The organism is Pseudoalteromonas sp. BSi20480 (assembly GCF_000241365.1).
Taxonomy (GTDB): domain Bacteria; phylum Pseudomonadota; class Gammaproteobacteria; order Enterobacterales; family Alteromonadaceae; genus Pseudoalteromonas; species Pseudoalteromonas marina.
The window spans coordinates 65707-87228 of sequence record NZ_BADX01000099.1 but is presented as its reverse complement, the minus strand read 5'-3'; the positions used below and the strand labels follow the sequence as shown (position 1 = coordinate 87228).

At 40.4% G+C, this 21522-nt stretch carries 20 protein-coding genes and 3 pseudogenes; 14 read left to right on the top strand and 9 right to left on the bottom strand.

Going from position 1 to position 21522, the window contains the following annotated elements:
- Nucleotides 1-47: 47 nt before the first annotated feature.
- Nucleotides 48-1400 carry a Do family serine endopeptidase gene (locus tag P20480_RS07600; RefSeq protein WP_008130320.1) on the top strand — a complete coding sequence of 451 codons (1353 nt, stop codon included), beginning with the start codon at nt 48-50 and terminating at the stop codon, nt 1398-1400.
- Nucleotides 1401-1501: 101 nt separating this feature from the next.
- A complete protein-coding gene (locus P20480_RS07605; RefSeq protein ID WP_010555666.1) occupies nt 1502-2584 on the top strand; it encodes a trypsin-like peptidase domain-containing protein in 1083 nt (360 codons plus the stop codon).
- Between the two features lie 45 nt (nt 2585-2629).
- Here the strand turns inward: P20480_RS07605 and murA are convergent, their stop codons facing one another.
- From murA to P20480_RS07640, 7 genes are read right to left on the bottom strand one after another with little or no spacing between them, the layout of a single operon-like run.
- The gene (gene murA / locus P20480_RS07610; protein WP_008130314.1) at nt 2630-3889 is read right to left on the bottom strand and encodes a UDP-N-acetylglucosamine 1-carboxyvinyltransferase; all 1260 of its coding nucleotides are present in this window, start codon (nt 3887-3889) and stop codon (nt 2630-2632) included.
- Nucleotides 3890-3902: 13 nt separating this feature from the next.
- Nucleotides 3903-4160, bottom strand: coding sequence for a BolA family protein (locus tag P20480_RS07615; RefSeq protein ID WP_006792109.1), 258 nt, complete (start codon nt 4158-4160; stop codon nt 3903-3905).
- A 5-nt stretch (nt 4161-4165) separates the two neighbouring features.
- On the bottom strand, nt 4166-4459 hold the full coding sequence (locus tag P20480_RS07620) for an STAS domain-containing protein (protein WP_006792108.1): 294 nt from the start codon (nt 4457-4459) through the stop codon (nt 4166-4168).
- Nucleotides 4452-5132 (bottom strand): MlaC/ttg2D family ABC transporter substrate-binding protein, encoded by a 681-nt coding sequence (locus P20480_RS07625; RefSeq protein WP_008130312.1) that lies wholly within the window; start codon nt 5130-5132, stop codon nt 4452-4454. The genes P20480_RS07620 and P20480_RS07625 overlap by 8 nt, the downstream gene beginning before the upstream one ends.
- A gap of 5 nt (nt 5133-5137) precedes the next feature.
- Complete coding sequence (gene mlaD / locus P20480_RS07630; protein ID WP_008130311.1) at nt 5138-5686, bottom strand: outer membrane lipid asymmetry maintenance protein MlaD; 549 nt, start codon at nt 5684-5686, stop codon at nt 5138-5140.
- A gap of 14 nt (nt 5687-5700) precedes the next feature.
- Nucleotides 5701-6480, bottom strand: a complete 780-nt coding sequence (mlaE, locus tag P20480_RS07635; RefSeq protein ID WP_006792105.1) for a lipid asymmetry maintenance ABC transporter permease subunit MlaE — start codon at nt 6478-6480, stop codon at nt 5701-5703.
- A complete protein-coding gene (locus tag P20480_RS07640; RefSeq protein ID WP_074210176.1) occupies nt 6480-7295 on the bottom strand; it encodes an ATP-binding cassette domain-containing protein in 816 nt (271 codons plus the stop codon). The genes mlaE and P20480_RS07640 overlap by 1 nt, the downstream gene beginning before the upstream one ends.
- A gap of 381 nt (nt 7296-7676) precedes the next feature.
- Between P20480_RS07640 and P20480_RS07645 the strand changes: the two genes are divergently transcribed.
- The 12 genes and pseudogenes from P20480_RS07645 to mgtE all read left to right on the top strand — a co-directional run bounded on the left by P20480_RS07645 (nt 7677) and on the right by mgtE (nt 16960).
- Complete coding sequence (locus P20480_RS07645) at nt 7677-8645, top strand: calcium/sodium antiporter (protein WP_033019047.1); 969 nt, start codon at nt 7677-7679, stop codon at nt 8643-8645.
- Between the two features lie 3 nt (nt 8646-8648).
- Nucleotides 8649-9621 (top strand): annotated as a pseudogene (locus P20480_RS18210) (KpsF/GutQ family sugar-phosphate isomerase).
- A complete protein-coding gene (gene kdsC, locus P20480_RS07650) occupies nt 9622-10173 on the top strand; it encodes a 3-deoxy-manno-octulosonate-8-phosphatase KdsC (RefSeq protein ID WP_008130305.1) in 552 nt (183 codons plus the stop codon).
- Nucleotides 10170-10724: an LPS export ABC transporter periplasmic protein LptC gene (gene lptC, locus P20480_RS07655; protein ID WP_008130304.1), complete on the top strand. Its 555-nt coding sequence runs from the start codon at nt 10170-10172 to the stop codon at nt 10722-10724. The genes kdsC and lptC overlap by 4 nt, the downstream gene beginning before the upstream one ends.
- Nucleotides 10714-11250 (top strand): lipopolysaccharide transport periplasmic protein LptA, encoded by a 537-nt coding sequence (gene lptA, locus P20480_RS07660; protein WP_008130303.1) that lies wholly within the window; start codon nt 10714-10716, stop codon nt 11248-11250. The genes lptC and lptA overlap by 11 nt, the downstream gene beginning before the upstream one ends.
- Nucleotides 11247-11972, top strand: a complete 726-nt coding sequence (gene lptB, locus P20480_RS07665) for an LPS export ABC transporter ATP-binding protein (RefSeq protein WP_008130302.1) — start codon at nt 11247-11249, stop codon at nt 11970-11972. The genes lptA and lptB overlap by 4 nt, the downstream gene beginning before the upstream one ends.
- Nucleotides 11973-12041: 69 nt before the next feature.
- Complete coding sequence (locus tag P20480_RS07670) at nt 12042-13541, top strand: RNA polymerase factor sigma-54 (protein ID WP_006792097.1); 1500 nt, start codon at nt 12042-12044, stop codon at nt 13539-13541.
- A 26-nt stretch (nt 13542-13567) separates the two neighbouring features.
- A complete protein-coding gene (gene hpf, locus P20480_RS07675) occupies nt 13568-13855 on the top strand; it encodes a ribosome hibernation promoting factor (protein ID WP_006792096.1) in 288 nt (95 codons plus the stop codon).
- 4 nt (nt 13856-13859) lie between these two features.
- Nucleotides 13860-14312 (top strand): annotated as a pseudogene (ptsN, locus tag P20480_RS07680) (PTS IIA-like nitrogen regulatory protein PtsN).
- Between the two features lie 19 nt (nt 14313-14331).
- A complete protein-coding gene (rapZ, locus tag P20480_RS07685) occupies nt 14332-15177 on the top strand; it encodes an RNase adapter RapZ (protein WP_006792094.1) in 846 nt (281 codons plus the stop codon).
- Between the two features lie 43 nt (nt 15178-15220).
- Nucleotides 15221-15493 (top strand): HPr family phosphocarrier protein, encoded by a 273-nt coding sequence (locus P20480_RS07690; protein WP_006792093.1) that lies wholly within the window; start codon nt 15221-15223, stop codon nt 15491-15493.
- 108 nt (nt 15494-15601) lie between these two features.
- On the top strand, nt 15602-16960 hold the full coding sequence (gene mgtE, locus P20480_RS07695; protein ID WP_006792092.1) for a magnesium transporter: 1359 nt from the start codon (nt 15602-15604) through the stop codon (nt 16958-16960).
- 69 nt (nt 16961-17029) lie between these two features.
- Here the strand turns inward: mgtE and P20480_RS07700 are convergent, their stop codons facing one another.
- Both P20480_RS07700 and P20480_RS18205 read right to left on the bottom strand, forming a co-directional pair.
- Nucleotides 17030-19216: a YgiQ family radical SAM protein gene (locus tag P20480_RS07700; protein ID WP_008130290.1), complete on the bottom strand. Its 2187-nt coding sequence runs from the start codon at nt 19214-19216 to the stop codon at nt 17030-17032.
- A gap of 107 nt (nt 19217-19323) precedes the next feature.
- Nucleotides 19324-21520: pseudogene (locus tag P20480_RS18205) on the bottom strand (bifunctional diguanylate cyclase/phosphodiesterase).
- Nucleotides 21521-21522 lie beyond the last annotated feature (2 nt).

Sequence of the window (21522 nt, the reverse complement as noted above, 5' to 3'; positions counted from 1 at the left end):
AGTCCTTTTTTAATTTTTGTTTTTCCTAAGTGGAGTAAACCTTGACTATGAAAATGAAATTATCACTTATCAGTGCTGCTATTTTATCTACAAGCTTATTAATGAGCCCGGTAGCGTCTTACGCAAAGTTACCAATAGCAGTTAATGGGCAACAGCTACCGACTCTTGCACCTATGCTTGAACAAATCTCCCCTGGTGTTGTGAGTATTCAGGTTTCGGGCTCTAAAGAGGTTCGCCGCCGCGCCGATCCACTTGAGTTCTTTTTTGGCCAGCAACAACCTCGCAGCCAAAAGCGCCAATTTAGTGGTTTGGGTTCAGGTGTGATTATCGATGCAGATGAAGGTTATGTGGTTACTAATAATCACGTGATCCAAGATGCTGAAAAAATGATCGTTACACTCGAAGATGGACGTGAATTTGAAGCTACTAAAATTGGTACAGATAAAGAGTCTGACATTGCACTACTACAAATAGACGCTGATGACCTGACAGAAATCAAACTTGCTAACTCAGACCAATTACGAGTCGGTGATTTTGCAGTTGCTATAGGCAACCCGTTTGGCTTAAGCCACACCGTCACCTCAGGCATTGTTAGTGCCCTTGGACGCAGTGGTTTAAACATTGAAGGTTACGAAGATTTCATTCAAACAGACGCCGCAATTAACCAAGGTAATTCTGGCGGTGCTTTAGTGAATTTAAATGGAGAACTAATTGGCATTAACACCGCTATTTTAGGTGCATCTGGTGGTAACGTTGGAATTGGTTTTGCTATTCCTTCTAACATGATGAAAAACTTGGTTGATCAGATTATTGAGCATGGTGAAGTACGCCGTGGCTCGCTAGGCATATCGGGTCGTCCACTTGATGCGGGCTTAGCCAAAGCACAACAGCTTGATGTTAAACAAGGTGCTTATGTAATGCAGGTAATGGATGATACTGCTGCTAGTAAAGCAGGCATAAAAGCCGGGGATGTTATTGTAAGCATTAATGGCAGCGATATAAGCGGCTTCCATGAACTGCGCAGTAAAATTGCTACATTAGGTGAAGGCAGAGAAATAAAGCTCAGTATTTACCGAGATGGAAAAATAAAAACGCTCAAAGTCACACTCGACGGTGCATCTGGTGTTAAAGCGGTTGGCGAAGAACTGCATCCCGCATTTCAAGGGGCTGAATTAGAAAATGTTCAGAAAAATAACGCAAAGGGGATTGAAATTACCTCTGTCGATCCTCGCTCTCCTTCTGCACGGGTAGGCCTAGAAGAAGGTGACATGATAGTCCAAGTGAACCGCCAACGTGTTGAGACTATTCGCGATATGAATAAAATCATCGAAAATACTAAAGGTAATATTGTACTAGGCGTTAAACGTGGACGTGAGTCTATATTTATCCTAATTCAGTAATTAATCGCAGTATATGTGTAATAAAAATAACAGCGGCACTTGCCGCTGTTATTTTTTTTGTGCCATCATAAAGGGATTGCTCCTTTAATAATAAGAAACTTGTGCTGAAATTCATTAAATTTGTCCTCCCTCCTCTATTTGCAGGTCTCAGTATTGCTTTTTTAGTGGTTTTTTTCAGCCCAAATATGAGAGCAGCGCTGCTGCCTAATGTTCCTATCCCCAGTGCAATGAGTGCAAGCCACTTAAGCTTTTCTGATGCAGTAAAGCGCGCAGCCCCGTCTGTCGTTACTATTTTTTCTGAAAGTATTTCAAAGGAGCCCCGCTACAAAAGAAAAAACACCGTTCAGGAGTTAGGCTCAGGCGTTATTATGTCGCCAGATGGCTATATACTTACTAATTATCATGTTGTTAATAATGCTGATGTCATTATGGTGATTTTAACTGACGGCCGACGTTTTTTTGATGTGCAGCTTATAGGCTTTGATACAATTACAGATCTAGCACTACTTAAAATAAATGCAGAACACCTTCCTGTTATACCCGTAAACGATGACTATACGACTAGCGTGGGAGATGTTGTATTAGCTATTGGCAACCCACTCAACTTAGGGCAAACCATTACACAAGGGATTATTAGTGCCACAGGTAAACAAAAAATCACCGATAGCCCGTTTAATAACCTACTGCAAATGGATGCAGCAATTAATGTAGGAAATTCCGGTGGTGCACTCGTTAATTCAAATGGTGATTTAGTAGGTATTACTTCAGCGCAATTTAAAACCCGCGAAAACTTAAACATTCAAGGCATCTTTTTTGCTGTCCCCTACACCCTAGCTAAGGAAGTAATGGCTAAGCTAATTCGTCATGGCCGTGTAGTGCGTGGTTACTTAGGGTTTGAAGGCACAGCCGTAGACAGTACAGGCAAAGAGGTTAATGACAACTTAACCCCTGTGAGCGGCATGCGTATTACAAATTTAGATCCATTAGGGCCTGCGTGGCAAGCAGGCATTGAAGAACAAGATATTGTAATAAAAATTGCGGGGCTTTCAGTGGCTAATCCACAAAAGGTACTCGAAAAAATTGGCAATACTGAACCAGGTAAAGAAATAGAGTTTGAATTGTATAGAGATGGGAAAATCGAAAAAATAATGGTTACTGTGGCTGAGCTTGAAACCAAACTCTAAATAAAGAAAGGTCGGTGTAATCACACCGACCAGCATTTAAACGTGTTAGCTTGCTTTACGCTTTATGTTAGCGCCTAGCGCGCTGAGTTTATCCTCAATACGCTGATACCCTCTATCAACGTGATAAATACGATCAACAACTGTTTCACCTTGCGCTACAATCCCTGTAAGGATTAAGCTTGCTGATGCTCGTAAATCCGTAGCCATAACTTGAGCGCCAGAAAGACTTTTAGTCTCACCACATATTGCTGTGTTGCCTTCTAAGCGAATGTTTGCACCCATGCGCTGTAACTCAGGCACATGCATGAAACGGTTCTCAAAAATAGTTTCTGTAATTGTCGCGCTGCCGTTAGCCACTACATTAAGTGCAGTAAACTGAGCTTGCATATCGGTTGGGAACCCTGGATGCGGGGCGGTTTTAACATTCACCGCTTTAAGCTCACGACCACGCATATCCAGATAAATAGAATCGTCTTTCACTTCAAGTAAGGCATTTGTCGCGCGCAGTTTTTCAATAACCGGTTCAAGTGAATGAAAGTCTGTGTTTTTACACAATACTTCACCGCCAGCCATTGCTGCAGCAACTAAGAACGTACCTGTTTCAATACGATCCGGTAAAATTTTATGTTCACAACCGGATAAGCGTTCTACGCCTTCAATTTCAATACGGCTCGTCCCTGCGCCCGTAATTTTAGCACCCATTGCAATCAAGCAATTTGCTAAATCGGTAATTTCAGGTTCACGGGCTGCGTTTTCAAGTACTGTTTTACCATCGGCCAACGCTGCTGCCATCAACAAGTTCTCGGTTGCGCCTACACTGACCATCTCCATAAAGATCTCAGCGCCTTTAAGGCGACCATCCACTTTTGCATTGATGTAACCATTTTCGACGCTAATTTGCGCACCTAAACGTTCCATGCCTTGAATATGAATATCAACAGGGCGAGCACCAATAGCACAGCCGCCTGGCAATGAAACTTGTGCCTCACCAAAGCGAGCAACTAAAGGCCCTAATGCTAATACAGACGCGCGCATTTGCTTTACTAAATCGTATGGGGCCAACGTTTTATCAACAGTTGCACCATCAATGACGAGGGTATCACTCTGCCAATTTACATCTGCACCTAATGTTTTTAGCAAAGCTTCTGTAGTTACAATATCGCGTAAGCGTGGCACATTGGTAAATGTACTTTTACCGTCGGCCAAAAGTGAGGCAAATAAAATAGGCAGTGCTGCGTTTTTAGCACCAGAAATAGTCACCTCACCAGCAAGTGAAGTGCCACCTTGAATTACAAATTGATCCATTAGGAGGCCCTATTTATTGCGGTAAAATAAATTTTTGTTCGCGTTTCCACTCAGTCGGTGTAAAAGCACGAATAGAAACTGCATGAATAGTACCGTCTGAAATAGTATTCATTAGTGGACCATATACTAGCTGTTGCTTTTTAACTCGGCTTAAACCGTCGAAGCACTCACCCACGGCAACAACTTCATAATGGCTTCCATTGGCTTTTACATGAACTTCTGCTAATTGAAGTTCTTCGCGTAATAATGTTTCGACTTGGCTAGTTTCCATAACTCTCACTCAAATAGGGTTGTAACTTGACCCAATTGCATTAAATTTTGCAATTGCTCAGGTGGATTTTGCAATTCAAGGCGAATACCTTGCTGCTTTAATTCTGCAAAAGAGTGAATTAACCAAGCTAAGCCGGCTGTGTCAACCCTTGACACCCCACTTAGGTCAAAATAGATGGTTTTATGCTTAGTTTGTAGCTGCTTGTTCAGAAGTTGTTCATCGCCAATTGAATTTCGAGAGAGCTCGCCGCTCGCTCGAAACTGTTGATCATCAATTTGGCTTATCGCCAATTTAGTCATTCGAGCTACTGCCTCTAAATTGAACTGGAAGCTTACTTTTTTGCTCTAAAAGGTCACTTACCTTATCAATACCTTGCTGACGCAAAATACCTTGTAGCTCACTTTGCTTAGCATCTAACAAGCTTATCCCTTCAGCAATCATGTCGTATGCACGCCACTGACCACTACGATCTTCACGAACTTTAAAATCAATGCGGATATCTGGCTTACCATCTTCGATAATCTTTGTTTTTACTACAACCACATCCTGGCCTTTAAATGGTTGCGGTGCACCAAATTCAACGTGTTGGTTAGTATATTGGGTAAATACACCTGCATACGTAGCAACTAAATACTCTCTAAACACGTCAATAAAGCGCTGAATATCTTTAATTGCTTGTGCTTTTTCAGCATCATCTGTGATTGCGCGCACTTTAGATACTTCACTTCCTAATACACGCAGTGCTGCGTATTTATAATCAATATAGGGCATCAACTCTTCTTCAACGATAACGCGAAGATACTCTTGATCTTTAACAATCAATGGTTGATCTTTTTTGATTCGGTCAAATGTATACTCTGAAACCTTGCGCACCATTTTATTTGGATCGTCTAACTTTACTTCTGCAGCACTCACCGTTTGCATTAGGCTCAATGCGCTAAGCGTTATAATAGCTAAATACTTTTTCAACATAATAATTACTCACTACCTTGGTTGAATAAAAACTGCCCAATTAATTCTTCTAACACAATGGCAGACTTAGTATCAATAATTGAATCCCCATTACCTAACGCCTTACTTTCTACGCCAAATAAATCATCAATTGCTGTATCTTGTTCATTGTTGGTTACTGTTTCACCTAAACAGCGCTGTTCAGCTGAACTGGAGGCAATAACAGGATTTAAACCTAAGTATTGCTCGCCTAAAATACCCGATGTAAGTATGGATATAGAGCTTGTATCTGAAAAACGACATAAGTATTGCGCATCAATAGTCATATCAACCACAGGTAAAAACTCTTTTGGATGAACATAAATTGACTCAACGCGACCAATTACCACACCACCTACTTTGATGGGGGCTCGTGCTTTTAATGAGCCAATATTTTCAAACTTTGCATTGAGTGAATAGGTTTCGCCTGAGCCACTAATACCTGCATTCGCTACTTTAAGCGCTAACATAGCAAAAGCTAAAATGCCAAGCGCTACAAAAAAGCCAACTAAAATTTCTAATTTCCGTGAATTCATTATTTATACCCTAATTAGCTGGTAAACATTACCGCTGTCAAAATAAAGTCGAAACCTAAAACGGCCAATGACGAGTGTACAACTGTCTCGGTAGTTGCTTTGCTGATCCCTTCCGACGTTGGAACACAGTCATAGCCTTTGTAAAGTGCAATCCAAGTAACCACTATTGCAAATACAAAGCTTTTAATTATGCCGTTTAGTACATCAGCCTGAAACGACACTTGCGATTGCATAATTGACCAAAAGCTACCGGTATCTACACCTAACCAATCAACCCCAACTAAATGAGCCCCTATAATTGCAACGGCAGAGAATATAATTGCAAGTAAAGGCATGCTAATAAAACCAGCCCAAAAGCGAGGTGCGATAATACGTTTAAGTGGATCAATTGCCATCATCTCTAATGATGATAATTGTTCGGTGGCTTTCATTAGGCCTATTTCTGCGGTAAGTGCACTGCCTGCACGCCCAGCAAATAATAGCGCAGTAACAACAGGGCCTAGCTCACGTAATAAACTCAGTGCTACAAGTGGCCCTAAGCTATCTTCAGCACCATACCCTACTAATACGGTGTAGCCTTGCAATGCGAGTACCATACCGATAAACAAGCCCGATACCATAATTATAAGCAGCGACTGCGAACCCACCATATAAAGCTGGCGAACAAGCAGCGGAGTGCCTTTTTTAAAATTAGGAACATGCGCGAGTGCACTGAACAACATGTAAGCTGAGCGACCAAGGGCAGCAAAGCGACCCAGAGTTTTATGCCCTAACTTTTGAAACAAATCCAACATTAGGCTTTTTCTCCAAGCAACTCATCTGCATAGGCTTGCGCGGGGAAATGAAATGGCACAGGACCATCAGACAAACCTTTTAAAAATTGCTGAACTAGCTCAGATTCATGATTGCGCATTTCATCTGGCGTACCTGAGCCTATCACGCCCTGATCGGCAATAATAATAACGTGATCGGCAATACTCATTACTTCAGTTACATCATGGGTCACAATTAAAGACGATAAACCTAATACTTGATTGAGCGATTTAATTAACTTTACAAGCACGCCCATTGAGATAGGATCTTGGCCAGCAAACGGTTCGTCATACATGATGAGCTCTGGATCGAGCGCTATTGCGCGAGCAAGAGCAGCACGCCTTGCCATCCCACCTGATAACTCTGAGGGCATTAAATCTTTAGCTCCGCGTAAACCCACAGCCTGCAGCTTCATTAACACCACTAAACGAATAAGATCTTCACTTAGTTTTGTGTGCTCACGAATCGGAAAAGCAATATTGTCAAACACAGACATGTCGGTAAACAAGGCACCACTTTGAAATAGCATGCTCATTTTTGTACGCGCTTCGTATAATTCTGAACGCGTCATAGAAGGAATACTGCCACCTTCAAATAAAATATCACCCGAATCAGGTTTTAATTGGCCACCAATTAAACGCAACATCGTGGTTTTACCAATACCGCTTGGCCCCATAATCGCAGTGATTTTGCCTTTAGGCACACTAAAGCTCATATTTTTATATATGACCCTATCGCCCCTGGAAAAGCTAACATCCTTGACTTCTACTATTGATTGCGACAAGTCGCTCTCCATAAAAATGTTCACTAGTGCCCCTATTTTAAATCTTTTTGATCCAATATGGAAAAAACAATTCGTAAGATTTTGTAATGTACGTTTAAAACACACATTTAGACTCACTCATCTTCACTTAACCAACACTTAAACTAGGGTCTGTTACCTATTAAGGTTAAATTTTCAGCAACCCATTTAGAATTTTGGCAAGTTAGTACCTAGTGGTGTAGTTATTCCCCATACATCAGCAAAACTTTAATACTGAAAGCCTAACAGCCCCGACTAATTAATTTAGTAAAATGAATTAGTCTACGTAGTTGACCTTACTCTTTTATTTATACTTTCATCGTGGCATTTGTTACTATTCGCGCCATTCCTATTTTGAATAACTGGCTTAATACAATGGTTACCTCGTTTGTTATTTTGATTCTTGGTTTTGCAGCCCTAGTTTGGAGTGCTGACAGGTTTGTTTATGGTGCGGCCGCACTGGCTAAAAACTTTGGCGTACCAACCTTAATTGTTGGTTTAACTGTTGTTGCCATGGGCTCATCAGCACCTGAAATGATGGTATCAGCCTCTGCTGCATTGGCTGGAAAAACAGACACAGCGGTAGGTAACGCAATTGGCTCAAATATCACAAATATTTTACTGGTATTAGGTATTACTGCTTTATTTAGGCCTCTTAGCGTTTCTTCAAGTACATTAAAACGTGAAATCCCGTTAGTGCTTATTGTATCTCTAGCTACTTGGTATATTTTTTCAGATAACTACTTTTCGCTTGCTGAAGGCGTTGCCTTATTAATTGGTTTTGTCGTCTTTATTGGCGGGCTGATTATTGTTTCGCTACGTGCTAAAAATCAAACAGACCCATTTGTATCAGAAGCATGTGATGAAGTACCCAATGACGTACCAACAAAAAAAGCAGTAATTTGGTTAGTTATTGGTATGGTCTTACTTCCTGTCAGTGCACATTTTTTAATAGATTCAGCGGTCGATATTGCAAAATATTTTGGCCTAAGCGATTTAGTCATTGGCTTAACAATTATTGCAATAGGTACTAGCTTGCCAGAGCTTGCAGCTTCAATTGCGGGGGTTCTTAAAAATGAAGATGACTTAGCACTGGGTAATATTGTTGGCTCTAATATTTTTAATATTCTTGCCGTGCTGCCTTTCGCAGGCATTATTAACCCTTCTGTTATAGACCCGTCTGTTGCTAACCGCGACATACTTATTATGATTGGTGCCACGGTCGCACTTATTATCATGTCATTGAACTTTAGAGGTGCTCAGCGCATCAATAGAGTAGAGGGCGGCTTATTATTAATCGCTTTTTTAGGCTACCAAGGGTATATTTTCAGTCAAGTAGGGTAAGTAATGGCAACGCTAAATTTTATTGAACAAGGCCTACGTGTATTAGACATAGAGCGCCAAGCATTGAGTGATATTGCACAATATGTGGATGAAAATTTTCATCAAGCATGTCAGTTAATATACGACTGCCAAGGGCGAACTATTGTTATAGGCATGGGAAAATCGGGTCATATTGGCAATAAAATAGCGGCGACGTTAGCAAGTACTGGCAGCCCTGCATTTTTTTGTACACCCCGGTGAGGCAAGTCATGGCGACTTAGGTATGATCACTAAAAATGATGTGGTTATGCTAATTTCTAATTCTGGTGAAACAAGCGAAGTCCTCAATATAATTCCCGTTTTGAAACGCCTCGGCGCAAAAATGATAGCCATGACAGGCAACGCTAGCTCAACAATGGCAACGCTTGCAAACGTACATATTTGCATAAAAGTACAAAAAGAAGCCTGTTCGTTAGGCTTAGCCCCTACAGCAAGCACAACAGCAACACTTGCAATGGGCGATGCCATGGCGGTTGCACTGTTAGAAGCTCGCGGTTTTACAGCTGATGACTTTGCGCTATCTCACCCCGGCGGCAGTTTAGGTAAACGTTTACTGCTGACCCTAAAAGATGTCATGCATAGCGGTAAAAACACACCTATTATTAACGTTACTCAAACTATAAAAGATGCACTGATAGAAATGTCGGCAAAAGGCTTAGGCATGACAGCCATAGTTGATTCTCAGCAACAACTTGTAGGGCTCTTTACCGACGGTGATTTACGTCGTATTTTAGAACAACGAATTGATATACATACAACACAAATAGATGTTGTAATGACCAAGTCCTGCACAACGGCAACGCAAGATATTTTGGCCGCTGAAGCACTTAATATTATGGAGCAAAAGCGTATTAATGGTTTAATCATCGTTAATGAGCAAAACCACCCTATTGGTGCATTAAATATGCAAGACTTACTAAAAGCAGGAGTATTATAAATGCAATTTGAAGAGCTCTATCAACCATTGAGTGAAGACGCAAAAGCACGTGCAAAAAAAGTAAAGCTACTTATTTGTGATATTGATGGTGTGTTTTCTGATGGTCGCATTTATTTGGGTAACCAAGGCGAAGAGCTCAAAGCATTTAATACAAAAGATGGCTTTGGCATTAAAGCGCTAATTAATAGTGGCTTTGAAGTTGCGGTAATTACAGGACGCCACTCAAAAATAGTACAACAGCGTATGACAAGCTTAACAGTACAACATATATACCAAGGCCAAGAAAATAAATTACTCGCTTACGAAGAACTAAAAACAAAGCTCAATTTAAATGATGAGCAAATTGCCTACATTGGCGATGATGGCCCAGACATGCCAGTGATGGAGTTAGTAGGGTTTGCTGTTGCAGTAAATGACGCACATCCGCTAATAAAACGTTTAGCACATTATACAACACAAATGCCAGGTGGCTTTGGTGCAGTGAGAGAACTAACCGACCTGCTAATGCTTGAAAATAACAAACCTTTGACCACAAAAGGGACTAGTTCATGAATGCAGCGCGCATAATATTAAGCGTTTTATTCATCAGCTGTATGGTTTGGCTTTGGTACCCTTATTTCACACAAGTAAATTTACCACAACAAACCGAAGCAGACATAATTGCAAAGCCCGATTACACAGCCATAGAGCTAAAACAAACAGCGTATGACGAAAATGGGAAAATCAGCCATAAAGTAACGGCAGCGCGAATGGAGCTATATCAAGAATTAGGGTTTACCTTTTTTGATAAACCTATTTTTACGCTATACAACGACAAACAAACATGGCGAATTAACGCTAATGAAGCAACATTATACGAAGGCAGACAACTAATATTAGAAGGTAACGTTGTTGCTAGTAATTTAACTGATAACGCAATGATAGATAAAATTAATGCTGATAACATTCAGGTAGATATAAAATTACTAACGATGCAATCAGAGCAGCCTGTCATTGTTACAGGGCCCAATTTAAAAATCACCGGTAAAGGCTTAGAAGCCGATTTAAAAACCGAAGTGATAAAATTAATTAACCATACGCGAACTATTTATTATGACCAATAAACTATCAACACTCTTTATTATTCCAACATTTTTACTTGCATTAGGTACTAATGCCGCTGAAACAACAGCGCCAATTTCTGCAAATCAAATTTCGATTAGTGCGGATAAACAAGAGGGTCAACTAAAAGAAAACGTAGGTATCTTTGAAAAAAATGTTGAAATTATTCATGGCGACAGAAAAATTACCGCAGACCGCCTTGAGGTTCACAAGCGCGATGAGCTAGGCGACAACAAGCAATTGTTAATTGCCACAGGTACGCCTGCATATTTTGAAGAAAAACAAGCCGACGGCACAATAATGAGCGCCAGCGCTAATGAAGTTAGATACGATGTTTCAACGCGTTTTTTAACATTAATTGGAGATGCAGAGATATCTCAAGCTGGGCAAAAAATGAATGCTAAAAGCATTACCTACGATATAGAACAGCAGCTTATTAGCGCCGAAAAAGATGAAAGCTCAACTGACCGTGTACACACTATCTTAGTGCCTGTGGAGCCTAAAAAAAATGACAAAGGCCAACCATGAGCACATTAAAAGCAGAGCTACTAGCCAAAAGCTACAAAGGCCGTGAAGTTGTAAAAAATGTGGGCTTAGAAGTTAAAGCTGGCAGTATTGTAGGCTTGCTTGGGCCAAACGGCGCAGGTAAAACAACAACCTTTTACATGATTGTAGGCTTAGTCCCTAGCGACAAAGGCAAAATATCTATCGATGATAACGATATTACGCTTTTACCTATGCACAGTCGTGCTAGATTAGGCATTGGCTACTTACCACAAGAGTCGTCTATATTTAGAAAATTAACAGTGTATCAAAACTTAATGGCTATTTTAGAAACTCGAAAGGAGCTCACTAAACAAGCCAGAGAAGATACATTGAATAATCTATTAGATGAATTTAGCATTCAACACATTCGCGACAGCAAAGGCATGGCATTATCGGGCGGAGAACGTCGCCGAGTGGAGATTGCACGTGCTTTAGCCGCAGATCCAAAGTTTATTTTGTTAGACGAACCATTTGCCGGTGTTGACCCTATCTCAGTATTAGATATTAAAAAAATTATTGAACACCTGAAAAACCGTGGGATTGGCGTATTAATAACAGACCACAATGTAAGAGAAACCCTTGATGTTTGCGAAAAAGCCTACATTGTTTCTCATGGGGAACTGATTGCTTCTGGTACCCCTGAACACATATTAAATGATAAAACTGTACGCGATGTATATTTAGGCGAGCAATTTAGGCTGTAACATTTACGCCTTATTTATAAGCATCTGCTAGTATTAACTATAACAACTTAAAAGGATTGTTAGAGATACATGAGGCAATCACTACAGCTGCGCATGGGCCAGCAACTTACAATGACACCTCAGTTGCAACAAGCTATTCGCTTGCTGCAATTAAGCACATTGGATCTTCAGCAAGAAATACAAGAAGCGCTCGACAGCAACCCATTACTTGAGGTTGAGGAGCAAGACTATGCCGATGATCTTGCGGGCAAAAATGAGCAAAAAGCAGATAACGATGAAGTTACAGTAACCGTATCTGCCGATGAAGCCCCTAGCGAGTATGAACAAGACAGTGGTGAAGCGCTTGCTAAAGATACCGTAAGTGACGACATGGCAATGGATGTTAGCTGGGATGAGTATATGAGTGCAGCCCCTGCATCATCTTCAGGCCCAATGCCTGAAGATGAGTCTATATATCAGGGCGCATCAACTGAAACGCTTCACGAATACTTAATGTGGCAATTACAATTAACGCCATTTAGCCCTACAGATGAAGCCATCGCTATTGCTATTGTAGAAGCGGTGGATGATTCAGGCATACTGACACTCAGTTGCGAAGAGATTTTAGAGAGCTTTAATCAAGATAACGACGATGACGTTGAGGTTGAACTTGACGAAATAGAAGCGGTATTAAAGCGCATTCAGCTATTTGACCCAGTGGGTATTGCGGCACGTAGCTTACAAGAGTGTTTGTGTATTCAGTTAAATCAATTTGATAAAGGCACGCCTTTTATTGATGAAACAAAAATGATTTTAACCGAGCACATTGATTTGTTAGCTGCTCGTGACTACCGTACATTAATGAAAAAAACGAAGCTCAAAGAAGATGAGCTTAAAGAAGTAATGACACTTATTCATACGCTCAACCCTAAGCCTGCAGACACAATAGTACGAGAAGAGTCTGAGTATGTAATACCTGATGTGTCAGTTAAAAAAATTAAAGGCCGCTGGATTGTAGAGTTAAACCCAGACAGCATGCCAAAAATTCGTGTAAACAGCCAATATGCAGCGATGTCGCGTACAGTTAAATCAAGCGGCGATAGTCAATTTATTCGCTCACATTTACAAGAAGCTAAATGGTTTATAAAAAGCTTAGAAAGTAGAAATGATACACTTTTAAAAGTAACTAACTGTATTGTTAAACAACAACAGGGCTTTTTTGAACACGGGCCAGAAGCCATGAAACCGATGGTTTTAAATGATGTTGCCGAAATGGTAGAAATGCACGAATCAACAATTTCGCGCGTAACTACGCAAAAGTATATGCACACACCGCGTGGAATATTTGAGCTTAAATACTTTTTCTCAAGCCACGTTAGTACCGAAAATGGTGGAGAATGTTCATCTACGGCAATACGTGCACTTATTAAAAAATTAATCGCAGCAGAAAACTCAGCAAAACCATTGAGTGATAGCAAAATTGCGGATATATTGGCTGAGCAAGGAATTAAAGTAGCGAGACGTACAATCGCAAAATATCGCGAATCTCTGGCTATTCCACCGTCAAATCAGCGAAAGAGCCTGATCTAAGACGCTAAACAAAGAGGGTAATGCTTATGCAACTAAATTTAACTGGTCGTCATGTAGAACTAACTGATTCATTAAGAGACTATATAAATACCAAATTTGCGAAGCTAGAAAGGCACTCTGATCATATTAATAATGTTCATGTCATTCTTGATATAGAAAAATTAAATCAAAAAGCAGAAGCAACTATTCATGTAAGTGGTGCTGAATTATTCGCATCCACTGAACATCAAGATATGTATGCAGCTATTGATTCATTGATTGACAAGCTTGACCGTCAAGTAATTAAACACAAAGAGAAGCTTGCTCGACACTAATATGATGAAATTAAGTTCACTTATATGCCAGGACTGCAGTAAAGCTGCGGTCCTTTTTAATAGTAAAAAAAGAATTTTAGTAGTTTATTAGCGAGCTGGCTCACGATAAATTACCGTATTTATCTCAACAGGATATTTTGGGCGCTTTATTAACCCGCGAAAAACTAGGCAGCACAGGGATAGGAAGAGGTATTGCTATTCCACATGGCCGAATGAGCGGCGCACAAGAACCTTTAGCATTGGTGTTAGTTAGTGAAACACCGATTAATTTTGATGCTATAGACAACCGCCCTGTTGATATTTTTGTTGCACTCATCGTACCTGAAGGCGATAACCAACAGCATTTAAAGACGCTAGCAACGATAGCTGATAAACTAAAAATAAAGAATTTTGTAAGCAGCTTCGCTGTGCTAAATCGGATGCTGAGTTGTATCAAATTATTGTTGACCAATCGTAACAAATTTAAAGGGTGATTAATGGAGTTGATTATCATAAGTGGCCGTTCTGGTTCTGGTAAGTCGGTTGCTTTGCGCGTTGTTGAAGATCTAGGTTATTATTGCGTAGATAACATTCCAGTAAATTTATTACCTTCTTTGGTAAGAAGCGTTTCTGATAACTACGATAAAATTGCCGTTAGTATAGATGTGCGAAATTTACCAAAAGAGCAAGATGAATTTAATCACATCATCGAATACTTACCGGGTTTTACAAAACCAACGCTGTTCTACTTAGACAGTGAAGATCAAACCCTTATTAAGCGCTTTTCTGAAACTAGGCGCTTACACCCTTTATCAATAGATTCACTTCCGCTTGATTTAGCCATAAAAAAAGAAAAAGAACTTCTCGATGTGCTAATTACGCGCGCCGATTACATGATCGATACCAGTGAGCTAAGCGTTCATCAACTTGCTGAATCAATTCGCGAAAAAATACTAGGTAAAAAAGACAAGCAGCTGATTGTTACATTTGAATCATTTGGTTTTAAACATGGCATTCCTAAAGAGGCAGATTACGTATTTGATGCACGTTTTTTACCTAACCCGCACTGGGAGCCTGAACTAAAACCACTCAACGGCCTAGACCAACCAGTAAAAGATTATTTGGCTAGCCACAGCATAGTTCAAAAATTTACATGGCAAATACAAACCTTTGTACAAACATGGCTACCACACCTAGAGCGAAATAACAGAAGCTATTTAACTATTGCGATTGGCTGTACTGGCGGGCAACATCGCTCTGTATATTTAGCGCAAACAATTGGCGAAAGCTTTGCAGTTACGCATCCCAATGTAAAAATACGTCACAGAGAACAAGAAAAGTAATTTTACAAAACTAATAACCTGTTCAGCTTTGATAGAGTAATGTATGCGTATAGAAGACACTTTTTTAATACAAAATAAATTAGGACTGCATGCCAGAGCCGCGACTGTATTAGCCCAACTCGCTGTAAAATTTGATGCTTCAATCACCTTATTTCAAGATGATAAAGAAGCTGCTGGTGACAGTGTATTAGCACTAATGCTACTTGAAAGTAGCCAAGGTAAAGAAGTTAAAGTGGTATGTGAAGGGCCTGATGCAGAGCAAGCTTTAAATGCCATTGGAGAACTTATTTCGCAACGATTTAACGAACAAGAGTAACGTTAATTTTTAACATTTAAATAAAATAACTATAATCAAAATAACTGGCTGCTAGGTCGTACTCCCCCACCCACTAGGTAACAGTTACAGTATAAATAAAGGACGCCAATGCCCGAAGCTTTTGAACAAGACTACCCACTACAACAACTAAAACAAGTGACCAAGTCACTTAATAGTGGTCAGTTTGTTCAAGTTAGGCGCATGCTCGCAAAAACAGCGCCATGTGATACTGCGTTATTATTAGAATCATCTCCACACAAAATTCGTCGCTTGCTATGGCAGTTAGTTGATCCTGATGTTCAAGGTGATGTACTCGAAGAATTATCAGAAGACGTGCGCCTGGGTATTATTGCCCAAATGGAGCCTGAGCACATTGCTGCTGCCACTGAAGACATGGGTCACGATGACCTAGGTGAAGTATTACGTAGTTTGCCTGACACCGTTTACCAAGACGTTGTTAGCGCCATGGACACCCAAGATAGAGAACGCGCAACACAAGCGCTATCTTATCAAGAGCGTTCTGCCGGCGCACTTATGAACACCGATACAGTAACTATTCGCCCAGATGTGACCATTGATGTCGTACTACGTTACATTCGACTTCGCGGAGAGTTACCTGAAGGCACTGATGACCTGTATGTGGTTGATAAACATAACTGCTTTATTGGTGCTTTATCGCTGAGTACATTGCTAACTAATCCACCAGAAAAAATTGTTCGCGATTTAATGGATGAAGAATGTGAGTCAATTCCAATTTCAATGGATGAAAGTGAAGTCGCACAACTGTTTGAGCGCCATAATTGGATCTCGGCCCCAGTTGTTGATGACAACGATCAGCTACTTGGTCGTGTCACGATCGATGATATTGTTGACGTAATTCGTGAAGACGCCGAACATAGTTTACTGAGTTTGGCGGGCCTTGATGATGAAGAAGATACCTTTGCTCCTGTCTTAAAAAGCTCTAAAAAACGCTCAGTATGGTTAGGAGTTAACTTATTAACTGCGCTTGCGGCCGCCTTTGTAGCCAGTTTTTTTGAAAGCACACTCGATATTTTACCCATATTAGCAGTGCTTAATGGCATTGTTCCTTCTATGGGCGGTGTTGCTGGCAGTCAATCACTCACACTTGTTATTCGTGGTATAGCTGTTGGTCATATAAATCAAACCAACCAACGCTTTTTAATGATGAAAGAACTCGCTATTGGAGCACTCAATGGCATTTTGTGGTCATTGTTGATAGCGGGTGTCATTGCACTTTGGCAGTGGGATTTTATGCTCGGCGGCGTACTCGCTTTTGCCATGTTTATGAACTTAGTTGTGGCTGGGGTTGCTGGTGCAAGTATTCCAATTTTACTTAAAAAAATGAATATAGACCCTGCACTTGCAGGCAGTGTAGTGCTAACAACAGTGACAGATATTGTGGGTATTTTTGCCTTTTTAGGCACCGCCACTTGGCTGTTAATATAAATTTAAAAGCTGTTATAAAAAAACGCGCAGTTAATTTATAGCTGCGCGTTTTTATTGTCTCGGTAATAACTATCTGGCTTTGTGCCTATTTCCACCCACTTTAGGTTTTGTATTAGCCTTTTTAAATTGGCTAAATCCCGTATGACGTGTAAGCGCTGGGCGAGCCCCTTTACGGCCTTTATTAACGGTTTTACCCGCTTTTTCATCGCGGCCTTCTTCTGGCACTAAACAGTTTGGCCCTTTGCCAATTAAGTTGGCTTTACCCATTTTGCGAAGTGCTTCACGTATCATTGGCCAGCCCGATGCATCATGGTAGCGCAAAATAGCTTTGTGTAATCTGCGCTGGCGTGCTCCTTTTGGCACTGGCACTACTTCACTATTATTCTTGATATTACGCAGTGAGTTCATCTCTGTATGGTAAATAGTGGTCGCATTGGCCATTGGGGATGGATAAAAGTTTTGCACTTGATCCAACTTAAAGTCGTTAGACTTAAGCCATAAAGCCATGTTTACCATATCTTCGTCTTTAGTTCCTGGGTGCGCAGAAATAAAATACGGAATTAAATACTGCTTTTTACCCGCTTCTTTCGAGTACTTATCAAATAATTCTTTAAATTGATCGTAAGCACCCATGCCTGGCTTCATCATTTTTGATAATGGACCGTCTTCAGTATGCTCTGGCGCTATTTTTAGATACCCGCCCACATGATGTGTCACCAGCTCTTTAACATAGCGAGGATCGCGTACAGCAAGGTCATAGCGAACGCCCGAAGCGATAAGAACTTTTTTAATGCCTTTTACATCACGTGCTTTTTTGTATAAGTCGATTGTAGGCGTGTGATCCGTGTCCATATGCTTACAAATATCAGGGTATACGCACGATAAGCGTCGGCAGGTACTTTCTGCTTTTTTGCTTGTACAACGTAATTTGTACATGTTGGCCGTTGGCCCACCTAAATCGGAAATAACGCCAGTAAAACCGGGCACTTTATCTCTGATCTGTTCAATTTCTTCAATAATGGACTCTTGCGATCGGCTTTGAATAATACGCCCTTCGTGCTCTGTAATCGAACAGAATGAACACCCACCAAAACAGCCACGCATAATATTCACCGACGTTTTTATCATGTCGTAAGCAGGTATTTTAGCGTCGCCATAACGTGGATGAGGAATTCGTTGATAAGGTAATCCAAATACCGCATCCATTTCATGTGTTTCTAAAGGATAAGCCGGTGGATTCACCCAAATAGAGCGATCGCCATGACGCTGGAACAAAGCTCTTGCACAACCAGGGTTAGTTTCTTGGTGTAATATCCTTGAGGCATGCGCGTATAAAGGTTTGTTAACACTTACTTGCTCGTACGCTGGAAGTTTAACATACGTTTTTTCCCATGGCTTAGGACGCGCTGGCTGCACGGTAATAGGCTTTGCAGCTTCTGCTTTTAAATCAATACCTGCTTGTTTAAACTCAGACTTGCTACAGCCAACATCATCGGCTCCGTAAGGGTTTGGAATGGGGTCTATTTTACCTATTTTATCAATAGCTGTTGAATCACTCCCCCGCCAGCCCGGCAAAGGTTCTTTACGAATCACAGCGGTACCACGAATGTCTTGAATCGTATCCATCGTTTCACCACCGGCAATACGGTGGGCAACTTCTACTAATGGGCGCTCAGCATTTCCGTAAATCAATATATCGGCTTTTGAGTCAAACAAAATGCTACGGCGCACTTTTTCTTGCCAATAATCATAATGGGCTATCCTGCGAAGGCTGGCCTCAATACCGCCAATAACAATAGGAATACCTTTGTATGCTTCACGACACTTCTGAGAGTAAATCATCACCGCTCGATCTGGGCGTTTACCACCTATATTGTCTGGTGTATAAGCATCATCGTGGCGCATACGCTTTTCAGCTGTGTAACGGTTAATCATTGAGTCCATGTTACCAGCAGTTACACCAAAAAATAGGTTTGGCCTGCCAAGCTCCATAAATGCGTCTTTTGTATCCCATTTGGGCTGAGCAATAATACCTACTCTAAAACCTTGCGCTTCGAGCACACGTCCGATTACTGCCATCCCAAAGCTTGGGTGGTCAACATACGCATCACCACTAATTATTATTATGTCGCAGCTATCCCAGCCAAGTGCATCCATTTCTTCGCGTGATGTAGGTAAAAATGGTGCAGTGCCGTAACACTCAGCCCAATACTTGGGGTAAGAGAATAAGGCGCGCTTAGCTTTGAGTGTGCTCATAAATGTGACCGTAGAATAACAAAAGGCGCAAATTATACATCATAGACTTGTTTATATATACAACATTACAACGTATGAAATACCTTTAACACTAAGCCTATAACTATCTATGTTTTTCGTTTACTAATGAACTCTAATAACTTGTTTTCAGGCATAGGTTTAGCATACATAAATCCTTGTACTTCATCGCATCCTAAGTCTTTTAAAAACTTAGCTTGTTCCTGCGTTTCAACACCCTCTGCTATTGTTTTTAAACCTAACTTTGCACCTAACGATATTACTAATCCAGCAACGGCACCGGTATCACCATTATTAAGATCTTTAATAAACGACCTATCAATCTTTAGTCTATCGATAGGAAGGCTTTGTATATAACTTAATGAAGAAAACCCTGTGCCAAAGTCATCAATAGCAACTTCAATACCCAACGCCTTAAGCTCCCTCAGAGTATTAATAACCGTCTCTAATTCATCCATTACTACGCTTTCAGTGACTTCAAGCTCAATGTTTTTTGGGTCCACACCGTATTTTAGTAAGGTATTTTTTACTGTTTGCGCATACCCTTTAACTTTAAATTGCGGAACCGACACGTTAACAGCAATACAAATTTCAGTTCCTTCATTTTCTAATCGCTTTTGCTGTTGGCACGCTTGCTCTAACACCCACTGCCCTATATCAACAATGAGTCCAGCGTCTTCAGCTAAAGGTATGAACACTGCGGGTGAAATGTAGGTGCCATTTTCCAATGGCCAGCGTAAAAGAGCTTCACAACCAATTAATGACAAATCATCAAACGATAACTGCGGTTGGTACCATACTTCGAGCTTCCCTCTGGCAAAATCATGGCGCAGCTGTCTAATTAAACCTAATCGCCACTCCATTTTTTCTTGCATATCAATACTGTAATAAACACCTTCCTTGTGCTTTATTTTTTTTAGCATGATTTAAAGCAATATAAGCCACTTTTAATGTTTCTAAACCAGAGCCTTGAAAGTCTTGCTGTTGGCATAAGCCAATTCTAAAATCGATGGGTAACACATGTTCCGCAGCAGAAAACGACGGACTTAACTTTTCATTAAAATCAGTTAAAACAAATTCACTTTTTGGGATTAAAAAACCAAATACATCAGCACCTACACGAGAGAGTAATTGAGCTGTGGGGACAATTGCTCTCAAACGCTCAACAATAGCAATAAGTAGCTTATTACCTACATCTTGCCCTAAGCCATCATTTATATCTGAGAAGTTAATAACGTCTAACAAAACAAACACATATTTGTTTTCACTGACGTTTTGAAAATCATCTATGCGCTCAATAAAATCAGTTCTATTTGAAATACCAGTGAGTAGGTCTTTATAAGCTGCATCTCTTAGCTTTACAAACAACCGTATATTATCGAGCGCAATACTAATATTAGTTAAAAATATTTCAGCAAACTGCAGTTGAATATCTGTCGGTGCTCCACCACTCTCAATATATAAAGCAGCTTTGCGGTGCTTACTTTTTAAAATAAAGGTGATGCTGTTATCTGTATATTGATGAGTGAGTTGTCCAAAACAGGCCTCAACCTGAGATAACGCAGTTTGGTTAACATTAACTAATTTTTCACCAAAATATTCTTCGTACTTTTCACACCCGCCCAGTACCTGAATAAAATTTTCACCATCAAGCTTGGTACAAATTAACCCGTTAGATTTACAACCTAAAATAACCCCCATAAATTCAAGTGCTTTATTGCACAATACTTTTATATCTGTTTGCCCCAAAATGTATTTAGAGGCAGATAAAATAGTATTCATCGCTTGCGCTTGATACTCAAGTAGGCATATCTGTTCGTAAGAACGAATAGCAGCAATAAGCGTTGTCACAAGTTTTGAGCGTGTCAGCTCTGTTTTAGTTTTGTAATCGTTTATATCGTATTCACGAATAACTTTTTCTTCGGGGATATTAGCGGCTTGGCCCGTACGTAAAATAATGCGAACGCGTTTGTTATTAAGAGTGTCTCTGACATGTTTAACCACCTGAAAGCCGGCATCGTCAGTTTCCATAATAACGTCTAAAAAAATAACAGATATATCATTGGGCTGAGTAAGTATATTTTTGGCCTCAGCGCCAGAATATGCATGATGAAACCTAAGCCTAGCACCACCATATTCTAACCCAGATAATGCGAGCTTTGTAACCGTATGAATTTCTTCGTCGTCGTCTACAATTAAAATATCCCAATATCGAGATGGCTCAACAACTATTTCGTCGTCTTGCTGTGGGTCTAAAAATAGAAAATCATTTTGTTCAGACGACATAT

Excerpts from the sequence above, each read along its gene's own strand:
- P20480_RS07640 (WP_074210176.1), bottom strand. The coding sequence starts at position 7,295 with ATGGAGAGCGACTTGTCGCAATCAATAGTAGAAGTCAAGGATGTTAGC.
- P20480_RS07600 (WP_008130320.1), top strand. The coding sequence starts at position 48 with ATGAAAATGAAATTATCACTTATCAGTGCTGCTATTTTATCTACAAGC.
- P20480_RS07620 (WP_006792108.1), bottom strand. The coding sequence starts at position 4,459 with ATGACTAAATTGGCGATAAGCCAAATTGATGATCAACAGTTTCGAGCG.
- P20480_RS07670 (WP_006792097.1), top strand. The coding sequence starts at position 12,042 with ATGAGGCAATCACTACAGCTGCGCATGGGCCAGCAACTTACAATGACA.
- mlaE (WP_006792105.1), bottom strand. The coding sequence starts at position 6,480 with ATGTTGGATTTGTTTCAAAAGTTAGGGCATAAAACTCTGGGTCGCTTT.
- lptB (WP_008130302.1), top strand. The coding sequence starts at position 11,247 with ATGAGCACATTAAAAGCAGAGCTACTAGCCAAAAGCTACAAAGGCCGT.
- mgtE (WP_006792092.1), top strand. The coding sequence starts at position 15,602 with ATGCCCGAAGCTTTTGAACAAGACTACCCACTACAACAACTAAAACAA.
- lptA (WP_008130303.1), top strand. The coding sequence starts at position 10,714 with ATGACCAATAAACTATCAACACTCTTTATTATTCCAACATTTTTACTT.
- P20480_RS07700 (WP_008130290.1), bottom strand. The coding sequence starts at position 19,216 with ATGAGCACACTCAAAGCTAAGCGCGCCTTATTCTCTTACCCCAAGTAT.
- P20480_RS07645 (WP_033019047.1), top strand. The coding sequence starts at position 7,677 with ATGGTTACCTCGTTTGTTATTTTGATTCTTGGTTTTGCAGCCCTAGTT.
- P20480_RS07625 (WP_008130312.1), bottom strand. The coding sequence starts at position 5,132 with ATGTTGAAAAAGTATTTAGCTATTATAACGCTTAGCGCATTGAGCCTA.
- P20480_RS07690 (WP_006792093.1), top strand. The coding sequence starts at position 15,221 with ATGCGTATAGAAGACACTTTTTTAATACAAAATAAATTAGGACTGCAT.
- rapZ (WP_006792094.1), top strand. The coding sequence starts at position 14,332 with ATGGAGTTGATTATCATAAGTGGCCGTTCTGGTTCTGGTAAGTCGGTT.
- mlaD (WP_008130311.1), bottom strand. The coding sequence starts at position 5,686 with ATGAATTCACGGAAATTAGAAATTTTAGTTGGCTTTTTTGTAGCGCTT.
- P20480_RS07615 (WP_006792109.1), bottom strand. The coding sequence starts at position 4,160 with ATGGAAACTAGCCAAGTCGAAACATTATTACGCGAAGAACTTCAATTA.
- lptC (WP_008130304.1), top strand. The coding sequence starts at position 10,170 with ATGAATGCAGCGCGCATAATATTAAGCGTTTTATTCATCAGCTGTATG.
- murA (WP_008130314.1), bottom strand. The coding sequence starts at position 3,889 with ATGGATCAATTTGTAATTCAAGGTGGCACTTCACTTGCTGGTGAGGTG.
- kdsC (WP_008130305.1), top strand. The coding sequence starts at position 9,622 with ATGCAATTTGAAGAGCTCTATCAACCATTGAGTGAAGACGCAAAAGCA.
- hpf (WP_006792096.1), top strand. The coding sequence starts at position 13,568 with ATGCAACTAAATTTAACTGGTCGTCATGTAGAACTAACTGATTCATTA.